Source organism: candidate division WOR-3 bacterium, from assembly GCA_039802005.1.
Lineage (GTDB): Bacteria > Hydrothermota > Tepidihabitantia > SM23-42 > JAOAFX01 > JAOAFX01.
The window spans coordinates 18,960-39,431 of the sequence record JBDRVV010000001.1; the positions used below are offsets into that span (position 1 = coordinate 18,960).

Genomic DNA, 20,472 nt, shown 5'->3' on the forward strand with positions numbered 1-20,472 from the left:
TTGCAGTTGATTGGTGTTCTTAAAATATGTTAGATGAGATATTACCGCTTGTAAAACGCCCTGTCAGATATACGGGTGGAGAACTAAATATTACCATTAAAAACAATCCCACCGTCTATATTGGCATAGTATTTCCGGAAGTCTATGAAATTGGAATGTCAAACCTCGGAATAAAGATTATCTATCATATGTTTAATCAATATCCTTCAATCCAGTGTGAGCGAATATTTGCACCCTGGCCTGATTTCGGTGATTGGTTAAAGCAACACAATCAATCTCTTTATAGTCTTGAGACAAAAAAACCGATACATACATTTGATCTTTTAGGATTTTCACTCCAGAGTGAGTTGAATTACACAAATGTGCTATATGTCCTGGATATTGCGCAGATCCCCTATAAATCTACCGACCGAGACCATAATTATCCTATATTGATTGCGGGCGGACCCTGCACTTTAAATCCTGTGCCAATGAGCCCGGTGTTTGATGCCTTTGTGATTGGTGATGGTGAAAATATAGTAAAAAAAATAAGCGAGATTTTAATCAACATTCCAAAAGAGAAGAAAAACCAGAGAATAAAGGCATTGGCAGATATTGAAGGAATATGGGTTCCTCAAATTCATAAAAAAGAAAAGAGAATAAAAAAAATAGTTGCAAATGAGCTCGCTGAAGAAACTATTCCTTCTCCAGCAATCCTTCCAATATGTGATATTACCCACGACCGCCTGGCAATAGAAGTAATGAGGGGTTGCACCTATGGTTGTAGATTCTGTCAGGCAGGATACACAAATCGTCCCTTGAGGATAAGGTCGGAATCAGCAATAATAAAGGCAGTTGATAAAGGGATAAGAGAGACCGGGTGGGAAGAAGTTTCTCTTTTATCATTTTCTATTCTTGATTATCCCAATCTTCCCAATCTTATCAGGAAACTTAATGAACTGTTGAAAAAAAAGAATATCAGTGTATCATTACCAGCAATGCGTGGTGAATTATTTACTGAAGAGATTGCTTATTTGTTAAAGGAAATAAAAAAGACCGGTTTGACATTCGCACCGGAGGCAGGTTCTGAAAGATTAAGAACAAAAATTAATAAACCATTCTCTGAGGAACATTTAATGAATGCAGTCAGGATAGCCTATGAACAGGGCTGGCGCCAGGTCAAATTATACTTTATGGTTGGTCTGCCATTTGAGAAAGAAGAAGATGTCAATGAGATAAAAAGGTTAGTAAATGAGATTCTCAAGGTATGTCCAAAGGGTAGCATAAAACTTTCTTTATCCGCATTTGTTCCAAAGCCCCATACCCCATTTGAATCTGTGCCTTTTATTCCAATAGATGAATTAAATGAACGGATTGGAATAGTCAAAAGATTGAAAAAAAATCGGATTGATTTAAACTATCAGGCACCGGAAGTATCATTTATTGAAGCATTACTATCAAGGGCGGATGAAAAACTTTTTCCCGTCATTGAAGAGGTTTATAATAATGGCGCACGATTTGAAGAATGGCGTGAATTCTTTAATTTTGATAAATGGAAAAATGCCTTTGATAAAATTGGAATTGATCCAACAAAGTACCTGAACGGTGGTGAAGACCACCCATGGGATTTCATTGATATCGGTGTAAAAAAGGAATTTCTGCATTCTGAATATGAACGGGCACAGAAAGGAGAAGTAACTCCAAATTGTTATTATGAAAGTTGTAGTAATTGTGGCGCCTGCAATGGTGCTATTGCAAAATTTTCTAAGGGCGAAGAGAAGTATCTCAGTTATGGTAGATATCCAAAGAGAATGCTACAGCGTTCTCTATATCGTGTAAAATATTCCATCGGTGAGAATTTTCGTTATGCATCACATCTTGATATAACGAGAACTATTTATCGCGCACTTAGAAGAACAGACCTCCCTTTAAATTTCACCTCGGGATTCTCACCAATTCCAAAAGTTTCATTTGGTCCACCAAAGAATGTAGGACAGATTTCTAAATCAGATTATTTTGATTTCTACCTTGAAGGAGAATATTTTGGCAATATTTCCCGTGAATTGAATACACGATTTCCGCCGGGTATAAGGATTCTTGATGTTCGTGGTATCTCTCCTAATACACCGTCCTTATCAAGTTCAATTAATTTAATCTACTATGAAGTTTCTATATTATTGAGCGAAATCCGTAAGCCCCTTGAGAATCTTAAAAATCAACCTGTGTATATCAGTTCAAAATCAAAAGTTAAAAATATATCAGAATCAATAGAATCAATCTCGTATAATGAAAATATTTTAACCTGTGGACTGTATTACGGTGAAAAATATGTAAACATATACGAACTTCTTTCATATCTCACCGATTTACCGATAGAAGAGGTAAAGAAATACAAAGTTACAAGGACATTGATGTTTATAAAAAAAGGTGGACTGCTGTATTCGCCAATGGAGGTAAAATGACAAGGAAAGATATATTTGTAAGTGTTGCGACGACTGAAACGAGGATTGCCGTTTTGGAAAACGATGTTTTAATTGAGTTCCATGTGGACCGTCCTGACCAGATCAGCCTTGTAGGAAACATATATAAGGCAAGGGTCCTTAATCTTATGACCGGATTAAAAGCAGCATTTGTTGATATTGGTATGGAGAAGAATGGCTTTCTGCCCCTTGATGAGATTCCATTTAAAGAATTTTCTGAATTGTTTGAAAGTGAGGATATTGAGATTGAAGAAGAAGTAAAAACCGAAGGTGTTAAATTAAAGGAAAACCAAGAGATAATCGTTCAGATCACAAAAGATTCCTATGGAGTAAAAGGTCCTCGTGTCACCTCTTATATTTCAATCCCGGGCAGGTATGTGGTGTTGCTTTTAAATGCTAAAAATATTGGTGTATCAAGGAAAATTCATCATCGTCATGAAAGGGAACAACTCGCACGCCTTGCTAAAGAGATAAAACCACAGGGAATGGGATTGATTATCAGAACCGCAGCCGCGACTGCCCGTCCCGAAGAGATTCAGCAGGAGGTCCAGTATTTAAAATCGCTCTGGGAAAAAAGTTTGAAAACAGCTGAAGAACCCGCACCGAGATTGATCTATGCAGAACCGAGTACATTGATAAAGATTGTCCGCGACCTTTTTAATCAGGAAGTAAGAAATCTTTATGTTGATAATGAATTAAAATATCGTGAGATAATCCAGTATCTAAGCAATGTATCTCCACGGATGCGTTCGAGGGTAAAATTGTACAAAGACCCGGAGCCACTATTTTTTAAATTTGGTATTGAAGAACAGTTGAAGACAATCTTTGAAAGAAAGGTATGGCTACCGAGTGGCGGATACATTGTCCTTGACCATACTGAGGCATTCCTGGCAATAGATGTGAATACCGGTAAATCCTCAAGGGAAAAGCAGGCAGAGAGACTTGCACTTTCAACAAACCTTGAGGCAATAAAAGAAATTGCAAGGCAGCTACGTTTGCGCGATATTGGTGGACTCGTCGTGGTTGATCTCATTGATATGGAAAAAAGAGAGAGCATAGATAAAGTTGTGCGCGAGTTTAAATCATTGATACGCAGCGACCGTGCCCGTTACCGGATTGGTGAGGTGAGCGAATTTGGCTTATTCCAGTTTACAAGGGAACGTTCGCGAACGAGTCTTACCTATTCATTGAGCGAAGTCTGCCCGGTATGTAAAGGCAGGGGCAGGATTATTTCAAAGATGAGTGTGATAAGTGATATTGAACGCTGGTTCTTTAATAATGCAAGGTCTATTAAGAATAAGATTGTTGAATTACAGGTCTCACCACGTATTGCAGATTTTCTCACCACCCGCGGTTCTGATATTCTGGCAAAATTCTCCAAGGATTGTAATCTCATTTTAAAAATAAAACCAGATTATACAATTGCTGAAGATGACTTTAAGGTGTCGGTGGTATGAAAAAAATTAATTTTTTCAGTGAAATAAATGAACAGGTCTGGAAAGAATTAAAAGAACTTTCCCGACTCTGCAGGGGCGATATTTTAAAGATGACGACGATTGCTGGTTCTGGTCATCCCGGCGGGTCTATGTCGTCGATTGATATCTATCTTACGCTGCTTTATTTTGCTAATATCACACCGGAAAATTACGATTCCCCACAACGGGATAGAGTGGTTGTTAGCCATGGCCATACATCACCAGGTTTATATTCAGCCCTCGCAAGGTTAGGATTTATTGACCTTGAAGAACTGCTCTTGGGTTTCAGGAAAATACATAGTCTTTTTGAAGGGCATATTGAAAGACATATCCCTGGTGTTGAATGGACAACCGGCAATTTAGGGCAGGGTTTGTCTGCGGGTTGTGGCTTTGCCCTTGCGGCAAAATTAAAAAATTTAGATTATCATACATTTGTGGTGATGAGTGATGCGGAACAGGCAAAAGGGCAGGTCAGCGAGGCAAGACGTTTTGCGAAGAAATTCAATTTAACCGATATCACGGTTTTAATTGATTACAATCATTTCCAGATCTCAGGTCGGGTAGAAGATATAATGCCGGTCAATATTAAAGAGAATTACCTTGCCGACGGCTGGAAGTTTATTGAAGTTTCAGGGCATAATCACAAAGAGATTTTTGAGGCAGTAAAAAAGGCAATCTCTGACCGTTCAAGTCCATATGTAATAATTTGTGAAACCACAATTGGTAAAGGTGTATCATTTATGGAAAACAATGCGAAATATCATGGTCAGGCACTCACACGAGAAGAATGCAAAAAAGCCTTGAAAGAATTAGACATAGAAGATGATATAGAACTTTTATTAAAAAGGGAAAACAAAAAGATAAAATCGTATAAAAGAATAGAGATTGCCCAGCCCGAGCTCAAGTTAGGCAAACCAAGAATATATAAAGATACTACCGACCCAAGGGTAGTATTTGGAGATGTTCTTGAGGAAACTGCAAAATTAAATCCTGCCAACACGATTGCGGTATTTGACTGCGACCTTATGGACTCGGTGAAGACAAATAAATTTGCCAAAATCCGGCCGGAAAATTTCTTTGAAGCCGGTGTGAGCGAACATACAACTGCCACAATTTCCGGTGCTTTATCAATAAATGGAATAGTAACTATCTGGGCAGATTTTGGTGTATTCGCAATCGATGAGGTTTACAATCAACTTAGACTGAATGATATTAACCATACAAATTTAAAGATCTTCGCGACGCATTTGGGATATAACGTTGGACCGGATGGCAAAACCCATCATTGTATTGATTACCTCGGGCTCTTAAGAAATCTTTTTGGATTTAAAGTCTTAATTCCTGCGGATCCAAATCAGACCGACCATATAGTCCGTTATGTTTTAAATCAACCTGGAAACTGGGTCATTGGCGTGGGTCGGACAAAACTGCCGATAATAAAAGATACCAGCGGTAAAATATTATTTGATGAGGATTATAGATTTGAATATGGGAAGATTGATTTGATAAGGAATGGTGATGCCTGCGCAGTATTTACAATGGGTGCAATGTTATCAAAGGCAATTGAGGCATATGAAGAATTAAACAACCATGGAATCAAGATAAAGATATATAACATTTCTTCACCATTTGCGATTAAGCCAGAGTTCATAAAAGAAGCAGCAAAAACAGGCTTAATAATCACCTATGAAGACCACATCATCCACTCCGGGTTGGGCAGCCTCATCGCCCAGGTCCTCGCTGAGGAGAACTTAAATACTAAATTTGTCAAAATGGGTATTGAGCAATATGGTGGTTCAGATGAACCTGATGCATTATACAAAAAATACCGACTGGATAGCCAGAGTCTTGCAAAAAAGATAAAAGAAGTTTTGTAAAACAAATGCAAAGTTTTTTAACATAGTTTAAAAAAAGATCATTGTTTGCTATTTTTCAATATTTTCTGCCTGGCAAAAAATGTTGATTTTTATTTAGCCTGATAAGATTTTTATCATCTTGTATATATAGTCTTCAACTGGTTTTTTTATTGAATAGGTATCTTCAAATGGTGTATATACAATTTTGCCTTCAATTTCTCCGACCATAACTCCATACCTATCATTCTCCAGTGCTTCAACCGCATAATAGCCAAGTTTTGAGGCAAGGATTCTATCATTCGCGGTCGGCGTCCCACCACGCTGGATATAACCCAACACCGCAACACGATAATCTTCGCCGGTCAATTTCTTGACTTTCTTTGCAATCGTCAAGGCGTTTCCTGCTTCATCACCCTCGGCAACGATGATAATATTTGATTTTTTTCCTTTTTTAATATTATTTTGGATTGTTCGGGCAATCTCTTCAATATCGGTTGGGGTCTCAGGAATGATTACATCCTCAGCACCTCCTGCAAGCCCAACTGCCAAGCTAATGAAACCTGCGTATCGCCCCATCACCTCAATAAAGAATACCCTTTCCAAAGATGAGGCAGTATCTCTTATGCGGTCGACTGCCTCAAGTGCACTATTCACAGCCGTATCAAAACCAATGGTAAAATCTGTGCCATAAAGATCGTTATCAATCGTCCCCGGAAGTCCAATGAGATTCATTCCGAACTTTTCAGAAAATGCCTTTGCCCCGCGCATTGTTCCATCGCCACCTATCACGATAACACAATCTATTTTATTCTGTTCGATAATTTTCTTTGCCTTCTTCATCCCTTTATCAGTCTCAAATTCATCACACCGTGCAGTGCCGATAATGGTACCTCCACGCTGTATAATATTCGCTACAGCATAGTGATCTAATCTTATCATATCGTTATTAATTAATCCCTTATAGCCGTGTTTTATCCCCAGAACTTCATATCCTTTATAAAGTGCAGTGCGGACAATCGCCCGGATTGCGGCATTCATACCCGGTGCATCACCGCCACTGGTCAGAACACCAATTCTTCTTTTCATAATGTATTATAACACATTCATAGTAAATGTCAATAAAATTTTTATCCTTGACAAATATTTCTATTTATTTATACTTGTATTATGGGTGAGGAAAAATTTGTGTTACTGACCAAACTACAACTTCCTGAGGTAAACCCGAGAACACTCTACAGGGATAGACTCATCCGCCTCCTTTATCAAAATATGCATAAAAAACTTATTTTTATCTGCGCTGGTGCAGGCTATGGGAAAACAACCCTGATAACTCAATTCATCAATGCAACAAAAGTGCCGTATGTATATTATCAACTAAGGAAAGAAGATGGTGATCCTTCAATATTTTTATCACATTTGATTGCGGGAATAGAAAACATTCATCCTGATTTTGGGAAAAATTTATATAAATTAAGTCAATTTTTCAATCTTCCACCAAATATGGCTGGCATTGTTTTAGGAACCTTCATTAATGAAATGATAAAGAAAATAAGTAATGATACATATTTGATTTTTGATGATTATCATAACCTTGAAAGTCCATCAACAATTGATGATATTATATCTTTTTTCCTACAAAATATGCCAAAGAAATTACATATTATTCTTTCATCGCGTAGCAATCTTCCTCTTTCATTTACCCAGTTAAAATCAAAAGATGAAATGTTTGAAGTGAATACAGAACTTTTCCGGTTTACCAAGGAAGAAATCCAAGCATTATTTCAGTCGATTTTTAATTTAAAACTTAATCCCAGCCAAATTGAATGGTTATATGAACATTCAGAAGGTTGGCCTGCATGCCTCGGTTTGATGTTACAATCTTATGAAACCGTATCCAATATAAATATTGATTCATTTTTTGCAAAACTACAGAAAAATTATGAAAAGATTACCGAAGATATATTTGATTATTTCGCATTAGAAATTTTTAAAAATGAGAAAACTGAACATCAGCAATTTCTCATTGATTGTGCATTACTTGATAATTTAAACCAGGAAATCTGTACGGCAGTGACCGGAAGAGACGATTGTCAAAAAATACTTGAAGAACTTGTGCAAAAAAATGCATTTGTTTTTTCTCTACCTGATGGTAATTACAGATTTCATTCTTTATATCAGGAATTTCTGAAAAGCAGATTTATAAACGAAGATAGAAAAAAAGAGATATATAATCTAATCGCGGAATATTATAAGAAGCAAAATTATGAGGAGGCATTAAAATATTATCTGCTTGCAGAAAATTGGACTGCTGCGATAAAGATTATTGAAGGTGTGGGAAAAGATATGTTTAAGCAGGGAAAATATACAACGATCGTTTCATCAGTAGAAAAAATACCAATTGATTTATTAAACAAAAATCCCCGTGTACTAAAATATTATGGTGATGCATTGGGCTACCTTGGTAATCAAGAAAAGGCAAAAGAGATTCTAAATAAGGCATTGAAATTGAGCAAGAATTTAAAGGAGTTAAAGTCGGAAATAATGTATTCATTATCAGGGGTTCTTATTAACGAAGGGAACTTGAATCTGGCGATAAAATACCTTACGAAACTTATAAAAAAATGTCCTAAAAGACTTAATTTATTAAGGGCTTCTGCACTTAATTCCCTTGGTGCGATAAATAATGCGATTGGAGGCAAGAGACTTTATCTGGCAAAGAAACTTTTTAAGGAAGCATTCATTATTGCTGAAAAACACAACTTTCAAGAACTTAAGACGAGCGTATTAAACAACTGGGCAATGAATGAATTTAAATTGGGGAATCTTGAAAATGCTTATGAGAAGATTATTCCCGCGATCAATCTCTTGAAAGACCACTTTTCCTTAGGTTGTGGTGCGGCATTCTATAATGGAGCAAGGATTTCACTTTTGTTAGGGCACAAGAACATTGCAGAAAATATACTTGAAAATGGTTCAAATATTTGTAAAATTTTTAATGACCCCTGGTCAACAGCGAATATCCAGCGCGGATATGGTTTATTGTATATTGAGAAAGATGATTTAAAAAAGGCGAAGGAGTTTTTCTTAAAGGCGCTTGAATTTTATAAACAGATAAAAATCCCTTGGTTAATTGTTACGACATTAATTGAATTATGCAAGATAGAAATAAAGAAAGAAAATTTGACCGAGGCAGAAAAAATATTTGACAGGATGCAGAAATTAACGAAAGGAACAGATTCAGAAAAGATACATATTATGTATACTGAGACTTTGCTGAAAATTGCAAAAGAGCAATACGGCGAAGCAGAAATTATAGCAAATGGCGGGATAAAACTCAGCAAAAAATATAACCTTCCATTAGAAAGATTTTTTATCCAAGTAAAATTATGTTCAGTTTTCCAAAGGCTGAATAAGGTTCTTGAAGCAGTTAGACTTCTGAAGAAACTGATTAATATGGCAGAGAGAATGGATTATGACTACCTATTGGTGAAATTGTTGAAGGAGGAACCCGGGCTGGTGGATTTGATGGTAAAATATAAAGTCAAAACAAGTTATTTATACTCCTGTTTGAAAAAATACAGGGTGTTCAGTGTGCTAAAGGTGTCCTTCTTTGGTATACCAACATTAGAAATAAATGGCGAGAGGATTCAGGATGGTGAGTGGAAAACGGAGAAGGCAAAGAAATTATTTTTTTATCTGTTGTTTAATAAAAATAAAGATTTGGCTCAGGATAAATTAATAGAAACCTTCTGGCATAAGGCGGGGCTGAAAAAAGGATATGATAGTTTGAGAAAGGCGGTGTACTATATCAGAAAGGCATTAAAAAATTATGGCGTTGAAGAACCGATTTTGGTCCGTACTGGCTATTATCAACTTACGCCCCATTTATTTGTTTATTCCGATATTGATGAGATAGACTCCCTTGTTGAAGAATATAAAACAAAAGGAAGACTGAGTGAAAAACAATATCGTAGATTTTTAAATATTTATAAAGAAGGGTTTGCCCGAACCTGGTATGACAATTGGGTGATTGAAATGGACGACAAATACAGAATTATGTTTGAGAAAATTTCTAAACTTTCCCAGTAAACAAATAAAATTTCACAAAAATTTCACGTTCTAAAGGTATAATCATACTGGAGGAGCTATGCTTATGTTAATCCTTTTTGTTGTTCAATATAATCAAGTTATCTTGAATTGTTGCCGGGTATGGGATAGCAAAATTCATAATATCAATGCTATTGAGTTCGGTATAACGAACTATGGTATCGTAGGAAATCCTTGTTTTTGGCCCAAAGGTTCCGAACAAAATTATATTTATGGCGCAGGGCTCTGGGTTGGCGCCTTAGACACAATTACCCATGACACAATGGTGACTATTGGTTATGGCCCTCATGGAGGAGAGGTTGAATTTGCTCCAGGGTTATATCATCAGACTCCATATGCACCAGAGGCAAAAATTTATTTATATCCAGATATTTGGCCCCCACCAAAAAACATTTTTCCTATGGCAGTTCAAAAATCATTTTCCCAACAGGACTCCTGGTGCTGTTATAATGATTGTGATATCACCTATCATGTTGCCGGCGATTCAAAACCGATTGGTATTGAGGTTTATCAAACAGTATATGCCTGGGATATAGGTTTGTTAAGCAGTATGATATTTTTAACCTTTGAGATAAAAAATGTCCTTCATAATCCGATAGATGATCTCTATATAGGATTCTGTAGTGATTGTGATATAGGAAATGAATCGGGAATTAATGCTAATGATATATGCTATGGATTTAGAGAAAGGCAGTATGTGATAGGCAATGATACATTCTTTATTGATAATCTCGCATTCCAGTGGCAGAATGTTTTAGAACCCGGGTGGATTGGTCATCCCGGTGTTATTGGTTTTGATCTGCTCCAAACACCTTTTGATCTTAAGCCTGGTTTTGATAAAGACTTAGATAGCATTTTTGATCAACACGAAAGGGATAGTGCATACTATGTAAATAATCTCCCAGTGACAAAATGGGATGTAGATAATGATAAAGTGCCGGACTGGCGCGATCCATCTGAAATCCCTCAAATGGGTATGACTTCATATAAAAGATTCACATTGAATCTTGAACCGAATAAAGACAATGAGCGTTATCTCACCCTTGCTGGATACAATTATAAAACAATGGAATATTGCCCTTATGATACAATAATCCCATTGCCTGATGACCAGAGATTTTTAATGTCAAGCGGACCGTTTAATCTCATGCCAGATTCAACGGTAGTTATGAGAATCGGACTGATGATCACTCCCTGGGATCCAGAAAATCATTCAATGCCGGATACAGAAATTGTAATGATTGATCATTGGCTACAATTTTTCTTTGATATGAACTGGTTACTTCCTGGTCCGCCACCGCCGCCGAAATTGACCTGTGTGCCGGGTGATGCAAAGATTACGCTGGTCTGGGACAATTCTTCGGAGACTACGCCTGACCCCTATTATGATGTGGTGAGCAATCCTTCTTCGCCGAACTATGATCCCTACTATAAGAAATACGATTTTGAAGGTTATCGGGTCTGGAAGAGTCCGACGGGCAAGACCGGGACCTGGAGTCTGCTTGCCTCGTTTGATTTATCTAATGGGATAACCTTTAAGGATCCGAATGCTCCGGATTCAATTGCGCTTACGGCGACGGATGTGGGTTTGGTGCATAGTTATGTGGATACGGATGTGCGTAATGGTTTTGGTTATTATTATGCGGTGACTTCGTTTGATTACAATTATGTGAAGGATTATTTTGATTCGGTTTTTGTGAAGGATTCGTTATGGTATGCGCCTGATTCCAAGTGGATATACATTTATGATACGGTGAAGGTTCAGGGTCCGCGTCCGATTTATTTTGAGAGTGGTTTGACGGGTGTGGTGGCGGTGCCGCGGCGTGATCCGGTGGATTATCAGTCGGGTAGTGTTAGTGGTGCGTTATTGAGTGGTAATCCGCGATTGATTGCGAATGTTGGGGCGCGGGTTGTGTATCCGTTGAATATGAAAGAGGATCCGCAGTATTTAGAGTTTGGTCCGATTGTGCGTGTGGGTAGTGAGCCGCAGTATACGGCGTATTTGCGGGATAAGGATTCGGTGAAGGTGGATAGTTTCAGTGTGGTGATGCCTTTGGATACCTTTGCGCATAGTTATTTTTATGAGTTTAAGGAGTTCAATGGTGTGAGTGTGACGCCGTGGTTTATCAAGAATAAGATTAAGGGTAGTGTGGTGATATTCAGTGCGGTGGAGAAGGAGTCTGGTACCTATCCGGATTCGTTGATTCGTTTGGATGCGACGGCTGCGGGTCGTGCGATCAATTGGGCGTATCGGGGTAATGATTTCAAGGTGATATGGAAGAAGAAGGATCCTTCTGGCGAGGTGAATACGGTGGTGGTGATAGATATGTTTACTGGGGATACGATTCCGTACAGGCCTTATTTAGAGACTCCGGCGACGGATAGTTTAGCGGATGGTTGGTGTTTTCGTTCGATGAATTTTTCCAGTGATACTTTAGTGTATTCCAATACGGCGTCGCAGGGTACGAGGGCGTTATATATTTGCAGTGGTAAGTTTGGTATCAGTAAGACCTGGATGAGGCCGGGTCATCCGCGTCCATCGGAGAGTGATGTTTGGATTGTGCGTGCGGATGCTAAGTATGCGCCTGCGCCGTTTGGTGCCTGGTTTTCTATCAATTCTACGCCGGCGAGGATGGTGCAAGATTCTACATTAGCGTTGAATGTGAAGGTGGTGCCGAATCCGTATTTGATTCACAATGAGTGGCAGCAGTCGTCGTTGATTCGGCGGTTGCGGTTTATCAATTTGCCTTCGGAGTGTGTGATACGGATATTTACCTTGAATGGTGATTTAGTGAAGACGATAGTGCACAAGGCGACGGTGGGTTCGGTTTTAGGAGATGCTGGTGGTGATGAGTGGTGGGATTTATTGACGGATAATCGGCAGTTAGTGGCGAGTGGTGTATATGTCTTCCATGTTGATTCCAAGGTTGGTCAACAGACCGGTAAATTTGTAGTCATCCGATAGGAGGTAAAAATGAAAAGGTATCTTGCGATAATCCTTATATTATCAATTCCCCTGTTTGCAGATTTTGCAAAACTCGGGACATCAGGTGCCCAATTTTTGAAAATCAGTGTTGGACGCGGGTCAGCAATGGGCGAGGCATTTGTGGCGATCTCCGATGATGCCTCAGCAACATACTGGAATCCTGCAGGACTGGGCATTCTGAATGGTCGTCAGTTTGCACTCCAGCATAACGAATGGATTGCGGATATAAAACACGATTATCTTGCGGTTGCACTTCCACTATCAAATATGGGAACCCTCGGTTTCAGCCTCACCGCATTGACAATGGGCAAGATGGAATATACTACAGTTGATGACCCGAATACAAAGACAGTACGTGAAGATACGGGTACTGGAACATACTTCAATGCCTCTGATTTTGCCCTTGGAATTTCATTTGGAAGAATGTTTACAGACCGTCTTGCTGCTGGCGCTACAATAAAGGCGGTCCAGGAAATGATCTGGGATATGTCGGCATCGGGAATTGCCACTGACTTTGGGATCCATTACAATACTGGTTTTAAGGGTTTGAAGATTGCGGCATCAATGGCTAATTTCGGCGCGGATATAAATTTTGGTGGTAGGAACCTTGACCGTTCATATGATCCATTCCCTGATTCTCCACTTGATTACGAAAAGATCCCTATCACAGTAAAAACAACGCCATTCCCGCTACCATTGATATTCAGATTTGGTATTGCAATGAATCCTTTAGAGACCGAAGCCCAGCGTCTTACCGTTGCCCTTGATTTAAACCATCCCAATGATAATTACGAAACAATAAATTTAGGACTTGAATACGGCTACTTGAATACCCTTTTCTTAAGAACTGGCTACAAGATGTACCTGAATTTTGATTATATGAAGGCGATGACCGGTGCTGAGCCAGTCTATGATTCAACCGCAGAAAAATATACATATCCAAAATGGGGTGATAATACCGAGTGGCTACTGAATAATCTGACCGCTGGTGTTGGTTTCAATCTCAAGATGGGTGCTCGTGAAATGCGGATTGACTATGCTTATATGAATAAGGGAGTGCTCAGTCATACGCATCGTATCGGACTGCTCTTTGGATTCTAAAAATCAAAGGGGTGGGGTTCAATATTGAACCCCACCCCTTAAAAAGAGGTGGATAATGAAGAAGTTATTTGTATTGTTAGGCATTACAGGGTTATTGCTGGCATCTGATTTTATCCAAATAGATAAGATACAGGATATCGCCAGCAGGTTTGTAAACCAGAGATATGGCACTGGATATATTCTTTACAGTGTAATTCCATATTATGGTGTTGATGAACAGCCAAATGCCTATGGTTTAACATTTGCGAATGCTGAACAGGATTTGATTACAGTTATAATGGGGGCGAGATACACAACTTCACCGATAGGTGAGGTATATAAGGGAAGTCCACATTGCGAAAAATTTTATAATAAAGCCTTGGAAAAAGTTAGAAAAAATTTTCAAGGCGAACCTGTCTTCAAGAAGTATTACTATTTTGGACCGGGGGAAGAGTACGCAGGATTTGAGATAGATAATAAAAAGGTCCTGATAAATGTCTTAAATTCGCAAATCAGAACCGGTGAAGATATGGTAAGAGTCAAAGCCGACCCAGTTTTAGAAAAAATTACGAGAGAAAAATGGAGTCGGTATTTGAATACATATGAGTTTGTAACCCGACAGGGTAATTATATTGATTCAGTTCCATTTATTGATTGGGTCTATGGTTGCTCACCCACTGCTGCTTCGATGATGTTCTGGTATTGGGATTATCGTAATTATGGCAAACTTGTTGACCATTTCTATACCCACTGGGATACACCGGAAAACGAATGGAATGATTGTGCCAATACCAATCGTGAACTTGCCCTGGCAATGAATACAGATACACTTACTGGCGGTACATATATCGGTAGCATTGCTCCGGGAATGATAACGGTTGCGAATTCATATAATGGTTATTCTTTCAGTGCAACGACTTCTCCACAAGGTGGTTACTGGAATCAATGGGTGTTTTCTTATTTGAAGGCAGAGATAGATGCCCAGAGACCATGCCACTGGAATGTGCTCCAGTACTGGTATCCACCGATGAGTGATTATATAAATCACTCGGTCACCGGTGTCGGATATGAGATTACAAGTAATGATACATTCGTAATTGTTCATACAACATGGGGTAATGATGAGCCATTGTGGCCACTCGGAACATATTATAACGGAGTCTATTCTTATGATTATGTAGTAAGTCTTGTTCCCGGCGGTTCAAATCCCAATAATGTCTTTCTGGATTATCCAAGAGGTGGCGATGTTTATAATCTACCTATAATGTTTAAGAACCTGAAATATGCGATTCGCTGGCATACGACCGGAAGTGATATAAGTTATCTAAAACTCTGGTGGTCCAAGGGAAATGATGGGGATGGTTATGATTCTTTGCGCTGGACTTTAATCGCCAACAATGTACCCAATACTGGAAAATATATCTGGACCTGCCCGACACTCAGCTGTTCTTTAAGAGTAAATATTTCGGCAATGAATGCCAGTAATGTAAGACTCGCTGCAGATGGTAGTTTTGGTAGGTCTCGGGTTGTGGAATTGAACCATTCAGCAAATGTCAATCTTATTGGGCATTATGATACACCAGTATGGGCAAATGACCTTGTTATAATCGGTAATTACGCTTATATCACAGATGGTACAGGAGGTTTGCAGATAGTTGATATTAGTGATTCTACACTTCCTGAACCGGTTAATAAAGTAACCTTACCAGGAAATTCATATGCAATTGCCGGAACATCTCAGTATCTTTATATTGGGGATCGTGAAGACACTTTGAGAATTTTATCTCTTTCAAACCCAACCAATCCTGTTCAGGTAGGAAAATTGGCAATGGGTGATGATGTTCTTGGCTTGTTTGTGAATGGCAGCAGGGTTTATGTGGCTGCACGCTCCCAGGGGCTTGTGATTGTTGATGTCCAGAATCCTGCTAACCCTGTGATATTGGGAACATTTAATACAAGCGGCTTTGCTTATGATGTGGTTGTAGATAATAATTACGCCTATGTTGCCGATGCAACAAAGGGTGTAAGGATAATAGATGTTTCAACACCATCAAATCCAGTTGAAACTGGATTTTATGATACGAATGGAGTAACATACGGAGTTGCAAAACACGGCAGCTATCTTTATGCTGCAGATGGTAATCCAGGAATTAAGATCTTTGATGCCTCAAACCCTGATACCCTTCTCCTTTTAGGTTCACTTGATACCCCAACTTCAGCAACAGGAATTCAGTATTATAATAACCATGTATTTGTAGCAGATGGGGCATTGGGTGGATTAAGGGTGATAAATGTTTCAAACCCATCTTCACCTTCAGAGGTTGGCTATATACTCTCTATGAGTACGGTAAATTCTGTCTATCTGAGAAATGGGTTGGTTTATCTACCAGACGGTAGCACGGGGTTGCTCATAATAAAACAGGATATCGTGGGGATTGAAGAAAATAAACAAATGTCTGTAATTACTTCTTTAAAAATAATGCCTCAGCCTGTAAATCAGAAAAATAGTGTAATTATCAGATTCACAGTAGAAAGAGAGTCTATGGGTAAGATTGAAATTCTTGATATTTCAGGAAGGGTTTTAAATACAGTTTATCAGGGAGGATTCAATAAAGGCAAAAATGAGTTCCTGTGGTTACCAGACGGGATTGCATCGGGTGTATATTTTGTCAGAGTCAAGACCGATGCAGAAACGATGATAGGTAAGATGCTTATAATAAAATAAAGAAAGGAGGTGATAGAAATCAATAAAAAATATGGTTTAACAGCCCACGATGATGGGCAGTGAGATCTTTTTAAAATGGCTATAAAAGAAAGGAGTGAAAAATGAAGAAAGTATTAACATTTATTGGTCTAATGTGTATATTTGTTTGGGCAACTGTAGTGCCAGGAAATGTTGATAAGGCAAAGATGGATGATGGGACTGGTTCGTGTGATAGGTTTGTACCAGTGATGACAACCAGAGACATTGTAGTTGCAGATTCGTCAGCGAATCAATATTGTATGTGGACACAACAGCAGGAATGTCTTGCCTATAACCCAACCGACGAATATATTGAATTTGTCTGCAGAAATTTTGCAGTTGGTAATAATCTTGATGTCTGGCAGAATGATAAAACATTCAGTGGTGCGTGGACCGATGAGAATGCCTATACTGCACAGCTTGGTGGTGCAAGGTATCCACATTCAATTGCTTCGGTTGATGGACAGGGACCGCATATTTCAGCACCGGTCCTCATATCTGGTGCCTGGGGAGCAATGATGGGGCAATATGAGAGTGGCGGCTGGTTCTCATCACTCTGGGATAATCCGGTCGACCTCTCGGGGAATGTAGGAACCCATAAAAACGATGGTCATCAACTCCCCAATGGAAATATCCTGTTTATTGGCGTTACAGGGAGTTATGACATTCTCTACAGAACCTACAACACCGATTTGAGCCAGCAACTTGCCAGCGGAACCGTTGCACCAGCAACATCCTATTTCTGGGGGTTTGATGTCAATGGTGGAACTGCCTATGTATTCTGGTATGACGATAATTTGAATGTTTATTACAAAACCACGACCGATGGTATCAACTGGAGTGCAACCCAGACATATAATTTGGTCTGGCCACAGCCATTCACCCAGAATGTTTTCTATTGGGGACAGATGGCGGTTACTGATGCGGGAAATCCAATTCTTGTGTTTGATATAATTGATGGTAGCGATGCCGAGTATCCTTACGTTGGTAAAGTTTATGTTTCAACTGCCTCTGGTCAACCCTGTACTGAGGTTGGTGTAACAACATCTGGCGCTGAGAATTTCTATCCTACAGTCGCTGCCGGTGGTAATTATGTTGTTGTTTTATTTGGTGAGGCGAGAGGTGGTACAGGTACTAACACATTCTGGGATGTCTATTACAACTATTCAATAGATAATGGAACAACCTGGGCTACACCAATAAACCTTACTCAGAATATAACCGACCATAATAATTGTCTCTGGCAGATTGCCAAAAGAGTCGACCCAGTTGGCAATGGTCAATTTTTCTTTGCATTTGGTTGTTCTATATCTTCGCCATTGGATGATCTTTATGCCCTTATCCAGAGCAATACTGCTGCAGCCTCACGTTGGTATGTTGGTAGAAATCCAATAATTGGTATTGCTGAGAACAAGACCGAGACTCCAAAGAAACTTGCACTCAATATTGCACCGAATCCAGTTCGTAGCCAGGCTGGTATTTCCTATGCATTACCAAAATCCGGCAATGTATCCATTACCCTTTACAGTGCGGATGGTAGACTTGTTAGAACGATTGACCAGGGTTATAAGAATGCTGGGTTCTATACTACAACAATTGATACCCGCGAACTTGCCAACGGTGCCTATGTGGTTGTGTTGAAGACTGATAACAAGAATCTCTCCGGCAAACTCGTTATCACCCACTAAGAGAGAACAAAAATAAAAAAGGGGGCATTCTGCCCCCTTTTTTATTTACTCAATAATTTTAAATTCTGTAATATTGGCTGATATTTCCTGTTTTTTCTCAAACCCATAATCCAGTATTTTTTTGCATTTTCTAAATCGCCCAATTTCATATAACAAATCCCAATGAGGTTGAATATTTCAGGTGTAATTTCGTATCCTTGTGGGTATTTTATCGCCATTTTCAAATTTTCAATGGCATTTATATAATTTTGTTTTTTAATATATAGTCGTGCCAATCCTTCATAAATAATGGGATTCGGTGAAGGTTTATTTTCAATATATGATTCGAAAACTGCCATTGCATTTTCTAATTCATTTTTTATTAAATGGCAATCAGCAAGATTGAAATAAACAATAGCATCTGCATGGGGAATTTCTACTGCCATTTTGAGATAATAAATTGCACTATCAATCTGTTTGGTTTTTTTATATAAATACCCCAATTGATTGTATGCATAATGGAAATAAAGATTTAAATCTACAGCCTTTTTAAAATATTCAGTTGCTTCTTCAAATTTGTTTAGTTTATTATAATAGAGTCCGCCGATATAATATAACTCATATGTGAGTTCATCAGGTGGTAATTGTAGTCCAGCAATTAAATATTTATTTGCTTCAGTAATTTTATTATTTTCCAGAAGTGCCCTGCTTATCTGGATATAGCCCAATGATTTTGGCTTTTCATAAGGATATTCGTTTTTGAAGAATTTTATCTGGGTGAATAAGACTAACATAATAAAGAAAATGATTATTTTAAATACGGATTTTAATTTTTTCTGTTTTAATGACTCTATTAATTTGATAATTAGATAGCCTGCAAATAGACAGAAAAAAGGGATTATAGGTAAACGATAACGAGAAGTAATAAATATTAAAATAATTGTGAAGGCATAACCTAACGATATTAAAATTATTAAAACAATAACTTCTTTTTGTTTTGCATTTTTCAGAGAAAAGATAACAAAAATTAATCCAGCAAAGCTTATCGGAAAAAGTAAATTTGATTTGAGAAAAGGGAATTTACTGATTATTGAATAATTGTTAAAAAATTCTTCGTCGGTATTACGTGGAAATTCCCAGGCATTAAAGAACAATATTGCTTTTTTGATTGTTATATTAGCCCATTTTAAGGGATTATTTATAATAAATTGCAGCGCCTTTTTATACCAATAATTTTGCATTTCACTGAAATTACTTATCTTTTCAGAAATATACGCCGTTGTCATTAAACTATCCCATTGATAACCTGGCTGTATGGAAACCGTCTTATTTATGTCGGGATTATTTCCAATATAAAAATTTATTCCACCATTGTATGATATTAAAACTAATTCACCTGAATGAAGATAATTACGCAAGGTGACAAGAAACGAAGGCAGAATAGTGATGAACAAAAATATTATAATATATTTTATTTTTAGTATCGGCCTTGTTTTTCTTAACAAGGCATAAAGCCATAATAATATGAAAGGCAGAATGATTAAAAAATTTGTGAACGTGATAATTAAAAATCCATAGGAGATTGCTGAGATTAATAACCATGCAATCTTTTCCTGTTGTTTTTTTATATTTTCATAGATTTTTATTAAGCCCAATACAGATAAAATTAGCAAGAATATGATTAATATAGAGGGTAGTATCTCAGAATTTGCTTGAATCACTGGTATATAAACTGCATATAAAAATGCCGAAATTAATCCAATAGAATTTGTGAATAATCTTTTGGCAAGAAAATAAACTATTAATAGACTCATAAGGTCAAGAAGTATCTGTAATATCCTTATTGCATCTATTGAATGATTAAATATCTTTAGTATGAATGCTACAAAATAATAATAAAGAGGAGGATGATAGTAAGAATTGGGAAGTCCGAAAAAATTCTTATCAAGGATATATTCTGCAACTTTCACATATTCAGCGGAATCAACAATGGGAATGTTAAATATCGGGTTGTTTATTTTTAATTGATAAAAATGGAACAGACGTAGGAATAACGCGATTGCTAATATTAAAAAAATAGATTTGTTTAATCGCAATGT

The 20,472-nt window shown here is 37.9% G+C and carries 10 protein-coding genes; 8 read left to right on the forward strand and 2 right to left on the reverse strand.

What is annotated here, in order from left to right:
- Positions 1 to 26 precede the first annotated feature (26 nt).
- Genes ABIL69_00120 through ABIL69_00130 form a run of 3 tightly spaced genes read left to right on the forward strand, consistent with a single transcriptional unit; the run spans position 27 to position 5,811 of the window.
- Positions 27 to 2,441 (forward strand): TIGR03960 family B12-binding radical SAM protein, encoded by a 2,415-nt coding sequence (locus ABIL69_00120; protein MEO0122400.1) that lies wholly within the window; start codon positions 27 to 29, stop codon positions 2,439 to 2,441.
- Positions 2,438 to 3,916, forward strand: coding sequence for an Rne/Rng family ribonuclease (locus tag ABIL69_00125; GenBank protein MEO0122401.1), 1,479 nt, complete (start codon positions 2,438 to 2,440; stop codon positions 3,914 to 3,916). The genes ABIL69_00120 and ABIL69_00125 overlap by 4 nt, the downstream gene beginning before the upstream one ends.
- Complete coding sequence (locus ABIL69_00130) at positions 3,913 to 5,811, forward strand: transketolase (protein MEO0122402.1); 1,899 nt, start codon at positions 3,913 to 3,915, stop codon at positions 5,809 to 5,811. The genes ABIL69_00125 and ABIL69_00130 overlap by 4 nt, the downstream gene beginning before the upstream one ends.
- A 93-nt stretch (positions 5,812 to 5,904) precedes the next feature.
- Here the strand turns inward: ABIL69_00130 and pfkA are convergent, their stop codons facing one another.
- Positions 5,905 to 6,876, reverse strand: a complete 972-nt coding sequence (pfkA, locus tag ABIL69_00135) for a 6-phosphofructokinase (protein ID MEO0122403.1) — start codon at positions 6,874 to 6,876, stop codon at positions 5,905 to 5,907.
- Positions 6,877 to 6,957: 81 nt separating this feature from the next.
- Here pfkA and ABIL69_00140 point away from each other — a divergent pair, with 81 nt between their 5' ends.
- The 5 genes from ABIL69_00140 to ABIL69_00160 all read left to right on the forward strand — a co-directional run bounded on the left by ABIL69_00140 (position 6,958) and on the right by ABIL69_00160 (position 18,394).
- Positions 6,958 to 9,879: a hypothetical protein gene (locus ABIL69_00140; GenBank protein ID MEO0122404.1), complete on the forward strand. Its 2,922-nt coding sequence runs from the start codon at positions 6,958 to 6,960 to the stop codon at positions 9,877 to 9,879.
- Between the two features lie 58 nt (positions 9,880 to 9,937).
- On the forward strand, positions 9,938 to 12,862 hold the full coding sequence (locus ABIL69_00145; GenBank protein ID MEO0122405.1) for a hypothetical protein: 2,925 nt from the start codon (positions 9,938 to 9,940) through the stop codon (positions 12,860 to 12,862).
- A 9-nt stretch (positions 12,863 to 12,871) separates the two neighbouring features.
- Positions 12,872 to 13,984 carry a PorV/PorQ family protein gene (locus ABIL69_00150; GenBank protein MEO0122406.1) on the forward strand — a complete coding sequence of 371 codons (1,113 nt, stop codon included), beginning with the start codon at positions 12,872 to 12,874 and terminating at the stop codon, positions 13,982 to 13,984.
- A gap of 55 nt (positions 13,985 to 14,039) precedes the next feature.
- Positions 14,040 to 16,688, forward strand: a complete 2,649-nt coding sequence (locus tag ABIL69_00155; protein MEO0122407.1) for a T9SS type A sorting domain-containing protein — start codon at positions 14,040 to 14,042, stop codon at positions 16,686 to 16,688.
- A 101-nt stretch (positions 16,689 to 16,789) separates the two neighbouring features.
- Positions 16,790 to 18,394: a T9SS type A sorting domain-containing protein gene (locus ABIL69_00160; protein ID MEO0122408.1), complete on the forward strand. Its 1,605-nt coding sequence runs from the start codon at positions 16,790 to 16,792 to the stop codon at positions 18,392 to 18,394.
- A 41-nt stretch (positions 18,395 to 18,435) separates the two neighbouring features.
- Here the strand turns inward: ABIL69_00160 and ABIL69_00165 are convergent, their stop codons facing one another.
- On the reverse strand, positions 18,436 to 20,469 hold the full coding sequence (locus ABIL69_00165; protein MEO0122409.1) for a glycosyltransferase family 39 protein: 2,034 nt from the start codon (positions 20,467 to 20,469) through the stop codon (positions 18,436 to 18,438).
- Between the last annotated feature and the right edge of the window lie 3 nt (positions 20,470 to 20,472).